Source organism: Chryseobacterium soldanellicola (genome assembly GCF_900100115.1).
Classification (GTDB): domain Bacteria; phylum Bacteroidota; class Bacteroidia; order Flavobacteriales; family Weeksellaceae; genus Chryseobacterium; species Chryseobacterium soldanellicola.
The window spans coordinates 101,900-117,842 of sequence record NZ_FNKL01000003.1 but is presented as its reverse complement, the minus strand read 5'-3'; the positions used below and the strand labels follow the sequence as shown (position 1 = coordinate 117,842).

Here is a 15,943-nt window from a genome sequence, read left to right as displayed (position 1 = left end):
TCTGAATATTCATGAAACTTTGTATTGCCGAAAAACCAAGTGTTGCCAGAGATATCGCCAAAGTATTGGGCGCAACTACGCCTAAACAGGGCTATATGGAAGGAAACGGCTATTGTGTGACATGGACTTTCGGGCATCTTTGTACCCTCAAAGAACCTCACGATTACGGTCCGCAATACAAATCCTGGAATCTGTTTCTGCTTCCCATTATTCCCAATAACTTCGGCATCAAATTAATTCCAAATAAAGGCGTTGAAAATCAGTTTAAAGTCATTGAAAGATTGGTAGCAGAATGTGATGAGGTAATCAATTGCGGGGATGCCGGGCAAGAAGGTGAGCTGATTCAGCGTTGGGTTCTGCAGAAAGCAAAATGCAATAAGCCGATTCAGCGTTTATGGATTTCTTCCCTTACGGAAGAGGCTATTAAAGAAGGTTTTGCGAGCTTAAAGCCTGCTGAAGATTATAAAAATCTCTACCTTGCAGGGAATGCAAGAGCAATCGGAGATTGGTTGCTGGGAATTAATGCCACACGACTTTTTACTAAAAAATTTGGCGGAAACAAAGCCGTTTTATCTATTGGAAGAGTGCAGACCCCGACATTGGCGATGCTGGTTCAGCGCCAGAAAGAAATCGATGCTTTTACCACCGAAGAATATTGGGAGCTCAAAACAAAATACCGTGACGTAATTTTTAATGCCGCGATTGACAGGCTTAAAACATTGGACCGCGCAGAAAAAGGCCTGGAATATTTAAAACAAAACCCTTTTGAGATCGTTTCTTTTGAAATTAAAGAAGGAAAGGAAAAGAATCCAAGGCTTTTTGACCTTACCGGACTTCAGGTGGAGGCCAACAAAAAATATGGCTATTCTGCAGACAGCACATTGAAGTATATTCAAAGTCTTTATGAGAAAAAGCATGTGACCTATCCGCGTGTAGACACCACTTATTTATCTGAAAGCTTATATCCTAAAATTGAAGGTATTCTTCGGAAAATGCATTTTTATCAGGAATTGATTGCTCCTTTACTGGAAGCACCGATTCCAAAATCGAAAGCGGTTTTTGATGATGCAAAAGTGACGGATCACCATGCCATCATTCCGACTGAAGTTCCGCCTTCTCAAAATTTAAGCAGAGAAGAAAAACTGATCTATGATCTTATAGCCAAACGTTTTATCTCCGTTTTTTATCCTGAATGTAAAATTTCAAATACCCTGGTGGAAGGCCAGGTTGGGACCATCCCTTTTAAAACAAGCGGAAGACAGGTTTTAGAACCGGGATGGAGAGCGGTTTATGCGAAAGACGCCAAAGAAGAACCTGCTGATAAAGAGAAAGATAAGGAAGAAGAGCAGACAATTCCTGAGTTCACCGTTGGAGAAACCGGGCCGCATGATCCGATGATTCACCAAGGGAAAACCTCACCGCCGAAACCTTACACCGAAGCCACCCTTCTGAGAGCCATGGAAACTGCCGGAAAGCAGGTGGAGGACGAAGAGCTTCGAGAATTATTAAAAAATAACGGCATCGGAAGACCATCAACCAGAGCCAATATCATAGAAACACTTTTCAAACGAAAATATATTGAAAAGAAAAGAAAAAATCTGATCGCCACCCAAACCGGAATTCAGTTAATTGATACCATTGAAGATGAATTGCTGAAAAGTCCGGAACTTACCGGTGAATGGGAATTAAAGCTTCGTAAAATCGAAAGCGGCGAATATGAAGCCAATCAGTTTAAAGAAGAATTGATTCAAATGGTAACGGAACTGACCAAAAAAGTAGTGTACGGAAAAGGAAAAACAATCAGTTTACACGAAGAAGAAAAAGTTGCTGAAAAGAAAAAACGCGAGCCTGCCGTAAAAAAAGAGCTTCAGTCGTGGGAGGAAACTAAATGCCCGAAATGCAAAGAACATAATCTGATAAAGGGAAAAACCGCTGTCGGGTGTTCTGATTTTAAAAATTGCGGCTTTAAGATTACTTTTGAGATTTTAGGAAAAAAGATTTCTGATAAGCAGCTTTTAGATTTAATTTTAAAAGGGAAAACTTCAAAATTAAAGGGTTTTACAACGCATCCTGATAGTTTGACAGAAGGAATTTTATCTTTAGGTAATGATTTTCAAATTATTTTAATGTAGAAAAGAGATACTTCGACAGGCTCAGCATGACATCTCTAATACTAACTGCTTTTTTTTAGCGGTTATTTTGTAGCACTGTCATGCTGAGCCTGTCGAAGTATCCAAACAACTTCATTATCTTTATCATTCAAATAACAATCAATGACTCCACAAAAAAAACAACTCATCACAGACAGTTTCAGCCGTTCGGAAACTTTACAGTTCTATAAGGCTGAATTATTGGAAGTTGACACCGATTTTATTTCCATGAAGATCCCGAAAATGGAATTAATGACCAGAAAAGCCGGAATGTTTAATGGAGCAATGATCGCTTCTCTGGTAGATGTTTCTTCAGGATACGCCGCAGTAACTCATTATGAAGAAGATTGTTATGTCGTGACTGTTGAGTTAAAGGTGAATTATTTAAGACCTGCAATTGGTGAAGCTTTAATTTCAAAATCTTACGTAATAAAAGGAGGCGCAAAAATCAGCGTGATCAGAACTGAAATTTATACAGTCGATGAAAACGGAGAGTCAGAAAGTCATGTTGCGACTTCTTTGGTAACGATGATGAAAATAAAATAAACTTTAATCATATAAATGGAATAAGTTTTGTACATCAACACCTATAAACATTAAAAAAATCAATTACTATGAACTTAATTATCCGACTTTTTATTACTGCAATCGTCGCGTATCTTTTAACAAAAATTTTACCGGGAGTGCATTTTGAAGGATTTTCAACAGCAATTATATTTGCAATCGTTTTAGCTCTTTTAAACCTAATTGTAAAGCCTGTTCTCAGTATTTTAGGGCTTCCGCTTACGATTATTACATTGGGGCTTTTTGCTTTGGTAATCAATGCTTTAATTATGCTTATTGCTGATTATTTTATCGATAGCATGGTTATTGACGGCTTTTGGTGGGCACTTATTTTCAGTATTCTGCTTTCCATTATCACCTCTCTGGCCAACTCGATGTTCTCGGATAAAGAGTAAAATGTAAGAGTTAAATTCATATATGTATAAATTCGTCAGTCAGTTTTGATTGGCGAATTTTTTTTGATTAAATTTTTTATTTTACTTATATTTTTTTGGAAGCTTTCTGAATTCGTCGAATTGTTATTTTTATTTATTTTAATGAGCAATTTGATTACATCGAAAAGCTGTTTTATTTTTTATTTGAAGCTTTTTCCCGCTCTCCGCACTCGCTATTTTCGGGGGATTTCGGCGGCGGCAAAGCCGCCGCCGAAATCCCCCGAAAATGAGCTCAGACAAATGCTCCGATCGGGGCTAGGAGCTTGCGAGTGTAAATCTTATAGGTTTTCTAAAATCTATAAGGTTTTGTAGATACCAGCATACTGATAGGCTCTCTGAAAAACATTTATACAATTTCTGGTTAAAAAATAAAACTTAAATATTAACTTTGGCAATCTTTGAATTAAAACATATGAAACTTAAGTACAGTCTGCTGGCTTTGGCAGCTCCGCTTTTAATGAACGCACAACAAGTAATGACGCCTGAGATTCTTTGGACTTTGAAAAAAGTAGGAGTACAGGCAGTTTCACCGGATCAGTCTTCGATTATTTATAAAGTAGGACAGGTAGATCTGAAAACAGAAAAAACAAAAAGTGAGAACTATTTCCTAAACGTTCTTAATAATCAGTCCACAAAAATAGATTTCGGTAAAAAAGCCCTGATCCAATGGGATAAAAACGGAATTTACGCTCAGGAAGGAGATAAAATTTACCTTTCAAAAGACAGCGGAAAAACCTGGACAGAATTTTATACGATCGGGGAAGCAGACAATGTCGTAATTTCTCCGGACGGAAAAAAAATCGCCTTCAGCAAGCAGGTTTTAGTGGAAAAAGTAATGGGGAAAGATAAATATTCCGATACTCCGAAAACAACTGCACAAGTTTATACAGACCTTAATCACAGACATTGGGATTACTTTAATGAAGGAAAATACAACCATGTTTTTGTGGTAAATACTTCAGAAAAAGTAGATTCCGCCAAAGATTTATTGGAAGGAAAAATGTGGGATTCGCCTCAAAGACCTTTCGGTGGAGCAGAAGATTTCATCTGGAGCCCTGATTCTGCACAACTTTTATACGTTACAAAACCAAAAAGCGGTAAAGAATATGCTACAAGCACAAATACAGATATTTTTGCTTACGATTTAGCTTCCGGAACAACGAAAAACGTAACTGAAACAAACAAAGGATACGACGTAAACCCGAAATTCAGTCCGGACGGCAAGTCTCTAATCTGGCAAAGTATGGCTAGAGATGGCTATGAAGCTGATAAAAACGATATTAAAATCCTGGACTGGAAATCAGGAAAGATCTCGAACCTTACAAGCGGTTGGGACGAAAGCGTTTCCGGGGATGTTTTCTGGGGCGGCGATTCTAAAACAATTTACTTTACAGCAGCTTGTAAAGGAACAAAACAATTATTTTCTTTAGATCCTAAAAATGCTAAAGTTCAGCAGATTACAAGAGGTGATTTTGATGTAAATGAAATTTTTGCTGATCAGAAAAGTTCTCTTTTAGTTGGAAGAACAGACATCAATCATGCAACAGATATTTTCTCAGTAAACCTTAAAAACGGAGAAATGAAGCAGGTTACCGAAGCTAATAAAGACATATATTCTAAATTATCGCAAGGAAAATCTGAATTAAAAATGGTAAAAACTTCGGATGGGAAAGAAATGGGCGTATGGTTCCATTATCCGCCAAACTTTGACCCGAATAAAAAATATCCGACTTTGGTATATTGCCAGGGAGGTCCGCAATCTGCTTTAACACAATTCTTTAGCACAAGATGGAGTTTTGCTTTAATGGCAGCTAACGGATACATTGTTGTTGCTCCAAACCGTCGCGGAATGCCGGGTTGGGGAACAAAATGGAACGAAGAAATTTCTAAAGACTGGGGCGGGCAACCGATGAGAGATTATCTGGCGGCAACGGATTTTGCGAAAACTTTATCCTACGTTGACGGAGACAGAGTCGCGGCTGTAGGAGCAAGTTACGGAGGTTACAGCGTATATATGCTGGCTGGAATTCATGAAAACAGATTCAAAACTTTTATCGCTCACGATGGTTTATTTGACATGAAATCCTGGTATCTGACAACAGAAGAACTTTGGTTTGCGAATTGGGATCTTGGTTCTCCTTGGGAAAAGCCGCTTCCAAAAGCGTACACAGAATTTAACCCAAGTAATTTTGTCGATAAATGGAACAAGCCAATCATGATCGTTCAGGGCGGAATTGATTTCCGCGTGCCTTACGAACAGGGTCAGGAAGCATTTCAGGCTGCAAAACTGAGAGGTTTAAAGACAAAATTAGTCTATTTCCCTAACGAAAATCACTGGGTTCTTCATCCGCAAAACGGTCTGGTTTGGCAAAGAGAATTTTTTGATTGGTTGAAAGAAACTTTATAATTAAAGATTAAAAATAATTGATATTCATGAAATATCAGCAGGAGCGGGCTTTAGCCCGCTTTTTGTTTTAAAGAAGTGTGGCTTTAGCCAAAATTTATATATTTGAATCATGCAAAACAGAATTTCCTCATTTCCGCCAATTATTGATAATGATTCTGAAATTTTAATTTTAGGATCAATTCCGGGTGTAAAATCTTTAGAAAAACAACAATATTATGCCCATCCGCAAAACAAATTCTGGACAATTATTTTCGAATTGTTTCATGAAAAATTTACAGAAGATTATACAGAACGAATCAATATTGTAAAGAAAAATCATATCGCAATCTGGGATGTCATCGATTCCTGCGAAAGAAAAGGCAGTCTCGATTCTGAAATTAAAAATGAAGAAGCCAATCAGATTGAAGAATTATTAGAAATATATCCAAATATTAAAGCTATTTTCTGCAATGGCGGAAAATCGTATAAAAATCTGCAGAAAATTTTAGGAAAGAATTATAAAATTCCTGTGTTTCTGTTGCCTTCTACGAGTCCGCTTCACACAATTTCGTTTGAAAGAAAATTGCATGACTGGAGAAAAATTCTTGAATTTATTGATTTAGCTTAAAAATTATTGTCCATAATAAGCCGAAATCACCTTTTCCCGCATTTTATTAAGGTATTTAATATCTTTAGTATTGGATAAAATAATCAGAGAAACATTTTTATCGACCAAATGTACCCAATTGGCGCTGTGCCCATAGCCTTCGCCCTGACGCTCTGCAAACAAGGTATTTACAGAACCGAATTTTTTAGGATACACCCAAAAGCTGAACGCTGTGTCACCAAGTTCTTTATAAGGCGTAAGCATCGTGTCCAAAGTTGCTTTTTTAATTAAAGTATGATTAAATATTGCCTGGTCAAATGTCAAAAGATCTTTAGGCGTTGAATACATTGCTCCGGCGCAGTAAAGATTGTCGATATACGTATTGGTCGGCATATGAAGGTCGAAAGGATCAGATTCATCTGCGGTATAGCCTTCGTCGAGATTTTTAATAATATCGTTATGATGCAGAAATCCGGTGTCAGACATTTTTAAAGGAATTAAAATCTGGTCTTTTAAAACTTCTTCGAAAGATTTGTGGTAGATTTTTTCAATGATTTTTCCTAAAAGTATGTAATCACCGTTGTTGTACTCGAATTTTGTTCCTGGCTTGCTGACGAGCTTTTCAGATAAAAATGTTTTGATAAAATCATCCAGATTCCAAATGGTGTTGTCGTAGGCCTGATGAATAAGCTCCGGCGAGCTGATGTCTTTATTAAATCTTCCGCTGCTGTACGTAAGCAGGTTTCTTATGGTTGCTTTTTTGGCCGCTTCACCTTTATATTCAGGATAGTAAGTGGAAATTGTAGCATCTAAATTAATTTTTCCTTTTTCATACAGCTGCATGATAAGAACTGCCGTGAAAGTTTTTGTAAGAGAAAAAATATGAAATCTTGTTTCGTCTGAGAAATTAATATTATAATGTCTGTTAGATAAACCTTTGTAAGTAAGCAATTCAATATTGCCGTTTTTTGCTAATAATACAGAGCCATTGAAATTGTCTTTTTTTACACATGAATCAATCACTTTTTCGACTTTTTGCAGTTGTGAATATGCTGAATTAATGATGATTAATAAGAGCATTGTCAAGAAATTTTTCATGGATGTCTATTTTTAACAAATTGAATTGCTTTCATGGTAAAAATAATTAATTATTAATTCATTTGATTTAAATTAATTATAAATAATTACAAAAGTCTCAATTGAATGTTTGCTCGTGGTTATTTTTCTTCAATGTTTTCATTAATAAACTTTTTTTGCTTCGAAAATTACCCTGATAATACGGTTTTTCATGTCATTTGAAATTAATCCTTGACAAAGGGGTGTTGAATGTCGTATATTTGCACTCCGAAAATTACATCTCGTAATTTTTAATAAAATTTTTAAACCGTAATTTAAAAAATGAAAACATCCGATTTTAATTTTGATCTTCCTGCGGAATTATTGGCAGAACACCCATCAGAACACAGAGACGAAGCCAGATTAATGGTACTTGATAGAAAAACACAAACTATCGAGCACAAATTATTTAAAGACGTTGTTGATTATTTTGATGAGCACGATTTGTTTATTTTTAACAATACTAAAGTTTTCCCTGCACGTCTTTACGGAAATAAAGAAAAAACAGGCGCAAAAATTGAAGTTTTCCTTTTAAGAGAACTTGATAAGGAAACCCGTGTTTGGGACGTTTTGGTAGATCCTGCGAGAAAAATCAGAATTGGTAACAAATTATTCTTCACTGAGGACGAATCTTTAGTGGCTGAAGTTATCGACAACACAACTTCAAGAGGCAGAACGTTGAGATTCTTATTTGATGGTTCTTACGAAGAATTCAGATCTAAATTAAAGGAATTGGGAGAAACTCCGCTTCCGAAATATATCAAAAGAGAAGTTGAGCCTGAAGATGCTGAAAGATACCAGACCATTTACGCTAAAGTGGAAGGAGCTGTAGCAGCGCCCACTGCCGGTCTTCACTTTTCAAGACATTTGATGAAGAGATTGGAGATTAAAGGAATTGATTTTGCGGAAGTTACCCTTCACGTAGGATTAGGAACCTTCAACCCGATCGAAGTGGAAGATCTTTCTAAGCACAAAATGGAGTCTGAAGAGATCATCATCGATGAAAAAAATGCCGAAATCATCAATAAAGCTGTACAGGAAAACAGAAAAGTCTGTGCGGTAGGGACAACAACGATGAGAGCCATTGAAACATCTGTTTCTTCAAACAGAAAAATTTCTGCTTTTAACGGTTGGACGAATAAATTCATTTATCCCCCTCACGATTTTGGAGTTGCCAATACAATGATCACGAATTTCCACACGCCGAAATCTACATTATTAATGATGATTGCAGCGTTTGCAGGAAGAGAATTCGTAATGCACGCTTATGAGGAAGCCGTAAAAGAAAAATATAAATTCTACTCTTACGGAGATGCAATGTTAATTTTATAATTAAAATAAGTAAAAAGAGCCAAGTTAAAAGTAAAAAGTACAGGTTAAGATGAAACAAAATGATTTACTTACAAGAACTTTTGTTAATAATACCAAACTTTAAAAACTTTTTAATTTTTACTTTTAACTTGGCTCTTTAATATTATGAAAGATATCCGTACTTTATCACTGGACCAGCTTAAAGATTATTTTACGTCTTTGGGCGAAAAGCCGTTTCGTGCGAAGCAGGTCTATGATTGGTTGTGGAGTAAAAATCTCCACTCGATTGATGAAATGACGAATCTTTCAAAACAGCTTCGTGACAGAATTTCTGAAGAATATACGATCAATCCCGTTTCTGTTGATCTTCTTCAAAAAAGTACAGACGGAACGATCAAAAACGGAGTGAAGCTTCACGACGGTTTATTGGTAGAATCTGTATTAATTCCTACAGAAACAAGAACTACGGCTTGTGTTTCTTCACAGGTCGGATGCTCATTAAACTGCGAATTCTGCGCAACGGCAAGGCTGAAAAGAATGAGAAATCTTGAAGTTGCCGAGATCGTGGATCAGGTTGCCTTAATTGACAGCCAAAGCAAAATGTACTTCAACAGACCGCTTACCAACATCGTTTTTATGGGAATGGGAGAGCCGATGATGAATTACAAAAACGTAGTGGAAGCCATCCGAAAAATCACCCAGCCGGAAGGTTTGGGAATGTCTCCAAGAAGAATTACCGTTTCTACATCAGGAATTCCGAAGATGATTAAAATGTTGGCAGATGATGACCTGCGCGTGAAACTGGCACTGTCGCTTCACTCCGCAATTGAGTCAAAACGTAACGAGATTATGCCGTTTTCCGATAAATTTCCTTTGACAGATATTATGGAAGCGCTTCAGCATTGGTATAAAAAAACAGGATCAGTGATCACTTTTGAATACTGCGTCTGGAAAGGGATTAATGATGGAGATGAGGATATTAAGGCTTTGATTAAATACTGCAAGCAGGTTCCTTCTAAAGTTAATTTAATTCAATACAACCCGATCGGTGACGGAAAATATGATCAATGCAACAAACAGGCGGAAGAAAACTACGTTCGTCAGCTTGAAAATGCAGGAATTACCGTAATGATCCGTAAAAGCAGAGGTGGAGATATTGATGCGGCTTGCGGTCAGCTGGCCAATAAAAACGCAGATTAAATTTTCCTTAAAAAATTCAAAAATAATTCTTAAAGATTTCTTAAAATCCTAACTTTGTGTAAAACTAGTAAGCTATGATGGATTACTTTTTAAACGAAGACGGATTGGAGAGCGTCTATGCCTGGGCAATCCCTGTTCACGCTACGGTTATTTTAGCAGAAATGATTTACAGCCATGTTTCTGAGGATAAATTATACAATGGAAAAGATGTCGCAACAAGTATTTATTTAGCATTGATGAATTTCGGGCTTGATCTTCTTATGAAGGTTTTTGCAATGGGAGTCATGTTTTTCTTCTACAATCATTGCGTTTTTTCATGGGATTTCACGATTTGGTATTGGCTGATCTGTTTTGTGATTACAGATTTTGCGTATTACGTTCTGCATTATGTCGATCATCATTCCAGAGCGTTTTGGGCGGTGCATATTACACACCATAACTCGGAATATTTTAATTTGACAACAGGTTTCAGAAGCCCGGTTTTACAGCCGCTTTACAGATATTTGTATTTCTCGCCGTTGGCTTTTTTAGGCTTTAATCCCTGGCATATTATGGTCGTTTATGCAATTGGTCAAGTTTACGGAACCTGGGTTCATACACAGACCGTAAAAAGTATGGGAATTTTAGAATATATTTTGGTAACGCCTTCTCATCACCGTGTTCATCATGGTTGTAATATTAAATATCTCGACAGAAATATGGGAATGTGCCTTATTATTTGGGATAAAATTTTCGGAACTTTTGAAAAAGAAGATCCCAATGTTCCCGTAAAGTATGGAATTTACCCAAAAATGCCCGACAACAAACCTGATACAGTTCTTTTGTATGAATGGAGAAAAATATGGAAGGATATTAAACAACCCGATTTAAAATTTTCAGACAGAATCAATTACCTTTTTAATTCACCGGGTTGGCGTCATGACGGAAACGGAAAAACGGTGAGACAATATCAAAAAGAGCATTTGGAAAGACAGGCTAGAAAGCTGAAACAGAAAAAATCGGCTTGATTCTTAAACACAATCTCATAACGAATTGCTTTACCGTAAAGTTTGTCATTCTGACGAAGGAAGAATCTCTACAAAGCATTTTATGTTATAAGTTTAAGCACAAATTTTCACTTCAATAGCTTCATAAAATCAATATTAATATCAATAGGAGCGGGCTTTAGCCCGCTTTTTTAATGAATGTAGTAAGAGGCTTTAGCCAAAACTTAAAAATCAAAGAATTAAATGAAAATACTTGCTTTGTCATTGCTGAATTATTAAACTTTTATGATTGAGGTTGAGATTCTTCCTTCGTCAGAATGAAAAGCTAAACACATAAATTCGTGATTATCCGTGAAAATATTTGTGCAATTTGTATTTAAATAAATATTTTTACTCCATGAAAAAACTTTTCCTGATAATAACAACCATAATTTCCACATTCTCATTTTCTCAGCAAACAGCTTTTCTTAAGATCAAAAAATTTAGAATTGCTGATTTAAATGATAAGATTCAGGAAACTTCGGGCTTAAATATCTTAAATGGAAAATTATATACTTTCAACGACAGCGGAAATGCTCCCGAACTTTTTGAAATTGATAAAAAAACCGGACAAACTCTAAACACAATAAAAATCAATGCTAAAAATAAAGACTGGGAAGCCTTAACAAACGACGGAAACAATTTCTACATTGGAGATTTTGGAAATAACGGAGGAACCAGAAAAGATTTGGAAATCTATAAAATTGCCTTTGAAAATAATTCATTAAAAAACGATTCTGTTACATTAATTTCCTTTGAATATCCCGAACAACAGGAATTTGTTCCAAAAAATTTAGAAACGGATTTTGATGCTGAAGCGATGATTTATTTAAACGGAAAACTGCACATTTTCACCAAAGAATGGAGCGCGAAATCAACTTCTCATTACCTGATTGACCCAAAAATTTCACAAAAGCAGAAAGCCGAAAAACTGGAATCCTATAAAACGGGTTTTGTCGTGACGGATGCTGCTTATTTTGATAAAAAACTTTATTTAATTGGCTATACAAAGAAAACAGAAGTGTTTTTAGATATTTTTAATGAAACAGAAACAGGGGTGTTTTTTACAGAAAAACCTAAACATTATTATCTGGGAAGTGCTTTATCCATAGGGCAAATTGAGGGTATTGCCGTTGATGAAACAGGAATTTATATTTCCGGTGAAAAATTCCATTCTCCGTTGGGAACGACAAAGCCTGGACTTTATTTTATTGCAAAAGATAAACTCAAAGATTAATTTCTCTTAAAATTGACTGAAAAAAATTATCTTTGTGATAATTATAATTTTATCCATCATTCGAAGATTGTGGCGAACACTGTAGAAGAAATCAAGCGACCGATCAATGAAGAAATGAAACTTTTCGAGCAGAAGTTTTATGAATCAATGCAAAGTAAAGTACCTTTATTAGATAAAGTCACTCGTTTCATCGTTACCACCAAAGGCAAGCAGATGCGCCCGATGTTCGTCTTCCTTTGTGCCAAGCTGATCGGTGATGTTAATGAAAAAACTTATCGCGGGGCTTCCATGATAGAGCTGATTCATACGGCGACACTGGTGCATGATGATGTGGTGGATGAAAGTTTTAAACGACGAAATTTTTTCTCTATTAATGCTTTATGGAAGAATAAAATTGCGGTTTTGGTAGGAGATTATCTGTTGTCAAAATCAGTTTTACTGTCAACCGATCATAAGGATTACGATTTACTGGGTGTAATTTCAAGAACGATCCGTGAAATGTCTGAAGGTGAGCTTCTTCAACTGGAAAAAGCCAGAAAATTAGATATTACGGAAGATGTTTATTATGAAATTATCCGTCAGAAAACCGCTACCTTAATTGCTGCATGTTGTGAAATCGGGGTTTTATCAAATAATGCTGATGAAGAATTGGCGAAAAAAATGATGAATTTCGGGACATTTACAGGAATGGCTTTTCAGATTAAAGATGATTTATTTGATTATTTAAGCTCAAATGTGATCGGGAAACCTGTCGGAATTGATATTAAAGAGCAAAAAATGACGCTCCCTTTGATTCATACCTTGAAAATTGCCAGCGAAAAAGACAGAAAATATTATTTTAATACGATTAAGCGTTACAATAACGATCAAAAAAGAGTAAAAGAGTTAATAGCTTTCGTTAAAAGCTCGGGAGGACTTGATTATGCAATTAAGGTCATGAAAGATTTTCAGCAGAAAGCGAAAGATATTCTTGATGAATTTCCCGACTCCGAAGTGAAAAGATCTTTAAAAACTATGCTGGATTACGTAATTGAGCGAAAATTTTAAATTAAATAATCCTCACCGTTACAATAATAACAGCTAATACAATACAAAATAAGGCGATTAAAAATAAATAATCCGCAATAGTTTCAAATCTTGTTTCACGCTTTTCACTCTTCGATCTTATCGCTAAAAATGAAAAGAAACAGCTGCACGCAAAAAATATGCACGCTACTCCCGCAAACTCGTCTAAATGCGTATTGCCACTAATTTTTGTGATCTTTAAAGAGGTAATAATCAGCAATGAAAACCCTAAAAGATTACTGGATGCATTCAATATATGACCTGATTTTTTTTCCATAGCTTACAAATTTATTTAAAATAAATCACTATTTTCCTTATTATCAAATTTTTAAAAAAGATTAATAAAAATTAAAATTAATTTAAAAATTGTATATTAGCAAAATACTTGGAAAATTAAAAATTTTTATATTTGGCTATGCAAACAACCTATATTGAAACACAGCAAATTTCCTTTCAAGATTTTAAGAATCAGATACTTGAAGATTATAAGTTAGGCAGGATTTCTCGTGAAATGTCTTATCTGGGCAGAAGAGAAGTTCTTACGGGAAAAGCTAAGTTCGGGATTTTTGGGGATGGTAAAGAGCTTCCTCAGTTAGCAATGGCGAAAGTTTTCAAAAATGGAGACTTCCGTTCAGGATATTACAGGGATCAGACTTTTGCATTGGCCGTAAATGCTTTAACTGTTGAGAGCTTTTTTGCACAGCTTTACGCAGATACAAGTGTTGAAAGAGAGCCTGCATCAGCCGGAAGACAGATGAACGGGCACTTCGCTACAAGAAGCTTAAATGAAGACGGAAGCTGGAAAGATTTAACAGCTCAGAAAAATATTTCTTCTGATATTTCTCCTACAGCAGGACAAATGCCAAGATTATTGGGATTGGCTCAGGCTTCAAAAATATATAAATCAGTAAAATTTGACGGATCAGAGAAGTTCTCAAAAGAAGGTAACGAAATCGCTTTTGGGACGATCGGGGATGCTTCTACAGCAGAAGGCCATTTCTGGGAAACCTTGAACGCGGCTTGTGCGCTTCAGGTTCCGATGATTGTTTCGATCTGGGATGACGGGTACGGGATTTCTGTTCCTACGATGAAACAGAGAGCAAAAGCTGATATTGCTGAAATGTTAAGTGGTTTTCAAAGAAAAGAAGGTGAATTCCAGGGTTGTGAAATTATCCAGGTAAAAGCTTGGGATTATGCCTCATTATTAGATGCTTATGCCAGAGCAGAGCATTTTGCAAGAATGGAAAGTGTTCCTGTAGTGGTTCATGTAATTGAAGTGACACAGCCGCAAGGTCATTCAACTTCAGGATCGCACGAAAGATATAAAAATGAAGATCGTCTGGCTTGGGAAGCGCAGTTTGACGGATTGGTGAAATTCAGAGAATGGATTTTGAATTATTCAATCGAAATTGACGGTAAAGAACAGATCATTGCCGCAAATGAAGAATTAGACGCGATTGATGAAGAAGCAAAAAGAACTGTAAAGGCAGGACAAAAAACGGCCTGGGAAAATTATCAGAAAACGATTACGGATTTAATTCATTCAGTTTTACCTTTAGTTGAAAATCTGAAAGGACAAAATGCTGAAATTGAAAATTATATCAATCAATTCAATAAATTAGTTTCAAAAGCTAAGAAAGATGTTTTCCATTTGGTAAGAAAATCTTTATTAGCGACAAGAGGAACAAATTCTGCAGAAAGAAACCAGTTGATGCAGAAATACAACGAGATTTTTGAGGTAGAAAAAGACAATTATTCTTCTCATTTATATTCCCAGTCTCAGTGGAAAGCTGAGAATGTAAAAGAAGTAAAACCCATCTATTCCGACAGTTCCGAAGATGTGGACGGAAGAGTGGTGGTAAGAAATAATTTCGATAAAATATTCGAAAAATACCCTGAAACTTTGGTCTTTGGTGAAGATGCCGGAAATATCGGTGACGTAAACCAGGGATTGGAAGGAATGCAGGAAAAATACGGCGAAGTTCGTGTTGCTGATACTGGAATCCGTGAAGCTACAATTTTGGGTCAGGGTATCGGAATGGCGATGAGAGGTTTGAGACCGATCGCTGAAATCCAGTATTTAGACTATATTTTGTATTGTTTACAGGGAATGAGTGATGATTTGGCGACCGTTCAGTACAGAACAAAAGGTGGTCAGAAAGCGCCTGTAATCATCAGAACGAGAGGTCACAGATTGGAAGGAGTTTGGCATTCAGGTTCTCCGATGGCGGGAATTCTGAATCTTTCAAAAGGGATTTTGGTATTGGTACCGAGAAACTTAACGAAAGCTGCCGGATTCTACAACACCATGCTTCAAAGTGACGATCCAGCGGTAATTGTTGAATGTCTGAACGGATACAGATTAAAAGAAAAACAACCGGATAATTTGGGTGAATTCACTGTTCCTGTCGGAAAAATTGAAGTTACAAAAGAAGGTAAAGATGTTACGTTGGTAACGTATGGTTCGACTTGGAGAATTGTAATGGATGCAGCGGAAGAACTGGAAAAATTAGGGATTTCTGCGGAAGTAATTGATGTTCAGTCATTAATTCCTTTTGATTTAACAAACGAAATTGCTGATAGCGTGAAGAGAACCAACAGATTAGTTGTGATTGACGAAGATGTGGAAGGTGGAACTTCAGCGTTTATTTTGCAGCAGATTTTAGAGAAGCAAAAAGCATTCAGATATTTAGATTCTGATCCGTTGACGATCGCTGCGAATGATCACAGACCAGCGTATGCAAGTGATGGAGATTATTTTAGCAAGCCGTCTACAGATGATATGGTTGAAAGAATTTATGCTTTATTTAATGAAACAAACCCTATGAAATATCCAGCGATATTTTAA

The 15,943-nt window shown here is 36.2% G+C and carries 13 protein-coding genes; 11 read left to right on the top strand and 2 right to left on the bottom strand.

The genetic code is table 11. The features are described 5' to 3' along the window. The first annotated feature begins 11 nt into the window (after positions 1-11). The 5 genes from BLT04_RS10020 to BLT04_RS10000 all read left to right on the top strand — a co-directional run bounded on the left by BLT04_RS10020 (position 12) and on the right by BLT04_RS10000 (position 6,162). Positions 12-2,132 (top strand): type IA DNA topoisomerase, encoded by a 2,121-nt coding sequence (locus BLT04_RS10020; RefSeq protein WP_089755673.1) that lies wholly within the window; start codon positions 12-14, stop codon positions 2,130-2,132. Between the two features lie 141 nt (positions 2,133-2,273). Continuing rightward, positions 2,274-2,696 (top strand): PaaI family thioesterase, encoded by a 423-nt coding sequence (locus tag BLT04_RS10015; protein ID WP_089755672.1) that lies wholly within the window; start codon positions 2,274-2,276, stop codon positions 2,694-2,696. Positions 2,697-2,764: 68 nt separating this feature from the next. After that, complete coding sequence (locus tag BLT04_RS10010; protein ID WP_089755671.1) at positions 2,765-3,109, top strand: phage holin family protein; 345 nt, start codon at positions 2,765-2,767, stop codon at positions 3,107-3,109. 451 nt (positions 3,110-3,560) lie between these two features. After that, positions 3,561-5,555 (top strand): S9 family peptidase, encoded by a 1,995-nt coding sequence (locus tag BLT04_RS10005; RefSeq protein WP_089755670.1) that lies wholly within the window; start codon positions 3,561-3,563, stop codon positions 5,553-5,555. 109 nt (positions 5,556-5,664) lie between these two features. Beyond that, complete coding sequence (locus BLT04_RS10000; RefSeq protein ID WP_089755669.1) at positions 5,665-6,162, top strand: DNA-deoxyinosine glycosylase; 498 nt, start codon at positions 5,665-5,667, stop codon at positions 6,160-6,162. 3 nt (positions 6,163-6,165) lie between these two features. Here BLT04_RS10000 and BLT04_RS09995 read toward each other — a convergent pair whose 3' ends face one another. Then, on the bottom strand, positions 6,166-7,239 hold the full coding sequence (locus tag BLT04_RS09995) for a serine hydrolase domain-containing protein (protein ID WP_228421936.1): 1,074 nt from the start codon (positions 7,237-7,239) through the stop codon (positions 6,166-6,168). 300 nt (positions 7,240-7,539) lie between these two features. On the opposite strand from BLT04_RS09995, the gene queA reads away from it, so the two are divergent. The 5 genes from queA (at position 7,540) to BLT04_RS09970 (ending at position 13,077) form a co-directional block, all read left to right on the top strand. Next, the gene (gene queA, locus BLT04_RS09990; protein ID WP_089755668.1) at positions 7,540-8,589 is read left to right on the top strand and encodes a tRNA preQ1(34) S-adenosylmethionine ribosyltransferase-isomerase QueA; all 1,050 of its coding nucleotides are present in this window, start codon (positions 7,540-7,542) and stop codon (positions 8,587-8,589) included. A gap of 144 nt (positions 8,590-8,733) precedes the next feature. Next, positions 8,734-9,768, top strand: coding sequence for a dual-specificity RNA methyltransferase RlmN (gene rlmN / locus BLT04_RS09985; RefSeq protein ID WP_089755667.1), 1,035 nt, complete (start codon positions 8,734-8,736; stop codon positions 9,766-9,768). Positions 9,769-9,842: 74 nt separating this feature from the next. Then, positions 9,843-10,775: a sterol desaturase family protein gene (locus BLT04_RS09980; RefSeq protein WP_089755666.1), complete on the top strand. Its 933-nt coding sequence runs from the start codon at positions 9,843-9,845 to the stop codon at positions 10,773-10,775. A gap of 376 nt (positions 10,776-11,151) precedes the next feature. Continuing rightward, complete coding sequence (locus BLT04_RS09975; protein ID WP_089755665.1) at positions 11,152-12,030, top strand: hypothetical protein; 879 nt, start codon at positions 11,152-11,154, stop codon at positions 12,028-12,030. Positions 12,031-12,099: 69 nt separating this feature from the next. After that, complete coding sequence (locus BLT04_RS09970; protein WP_089756407.1) at positions 12,100-13,077, top strand: polyprenyl synthetase family protein; 978 nt, start codon at positions 12,100-12,102, stop codon at positions 13,075-13,077. A 1-nt stretch (position 13,078) separates the two neighbouring features. Here BLT04_RS09970 and BLT04_RS09965 read toward each other — a convergent pair whose 3' ends face one another. Next, positions 13,079-13,372: a hypothetical protein gene (locus tag BLT04_RS09965; RefSeq protein ID WP_089755664.1), complete on the bottom strand. Its 294-nt coding sequence runs from the start codon at positions 13,370-13,372 to the stop codon at positions 13,079-13,081. Positions 13,373-13,510: 138 nt separating this feature from the next. Here BLT04_RS09965 and BLT04_RS09960 point away from each other — a divergent pair, with 138 nt between their 5' ends. Continuing rightward, positions 13,511-15,943, top strand: coding sequence for an alpha-ketoacid dehydrogenase subunit alpha/beta (locus BLT04_RS09960; RefSeq protein ID WP_089755663.1), 2,433 nt, complete (start codon positions 13,511-13,513; stop codon positions 15,941-15,943).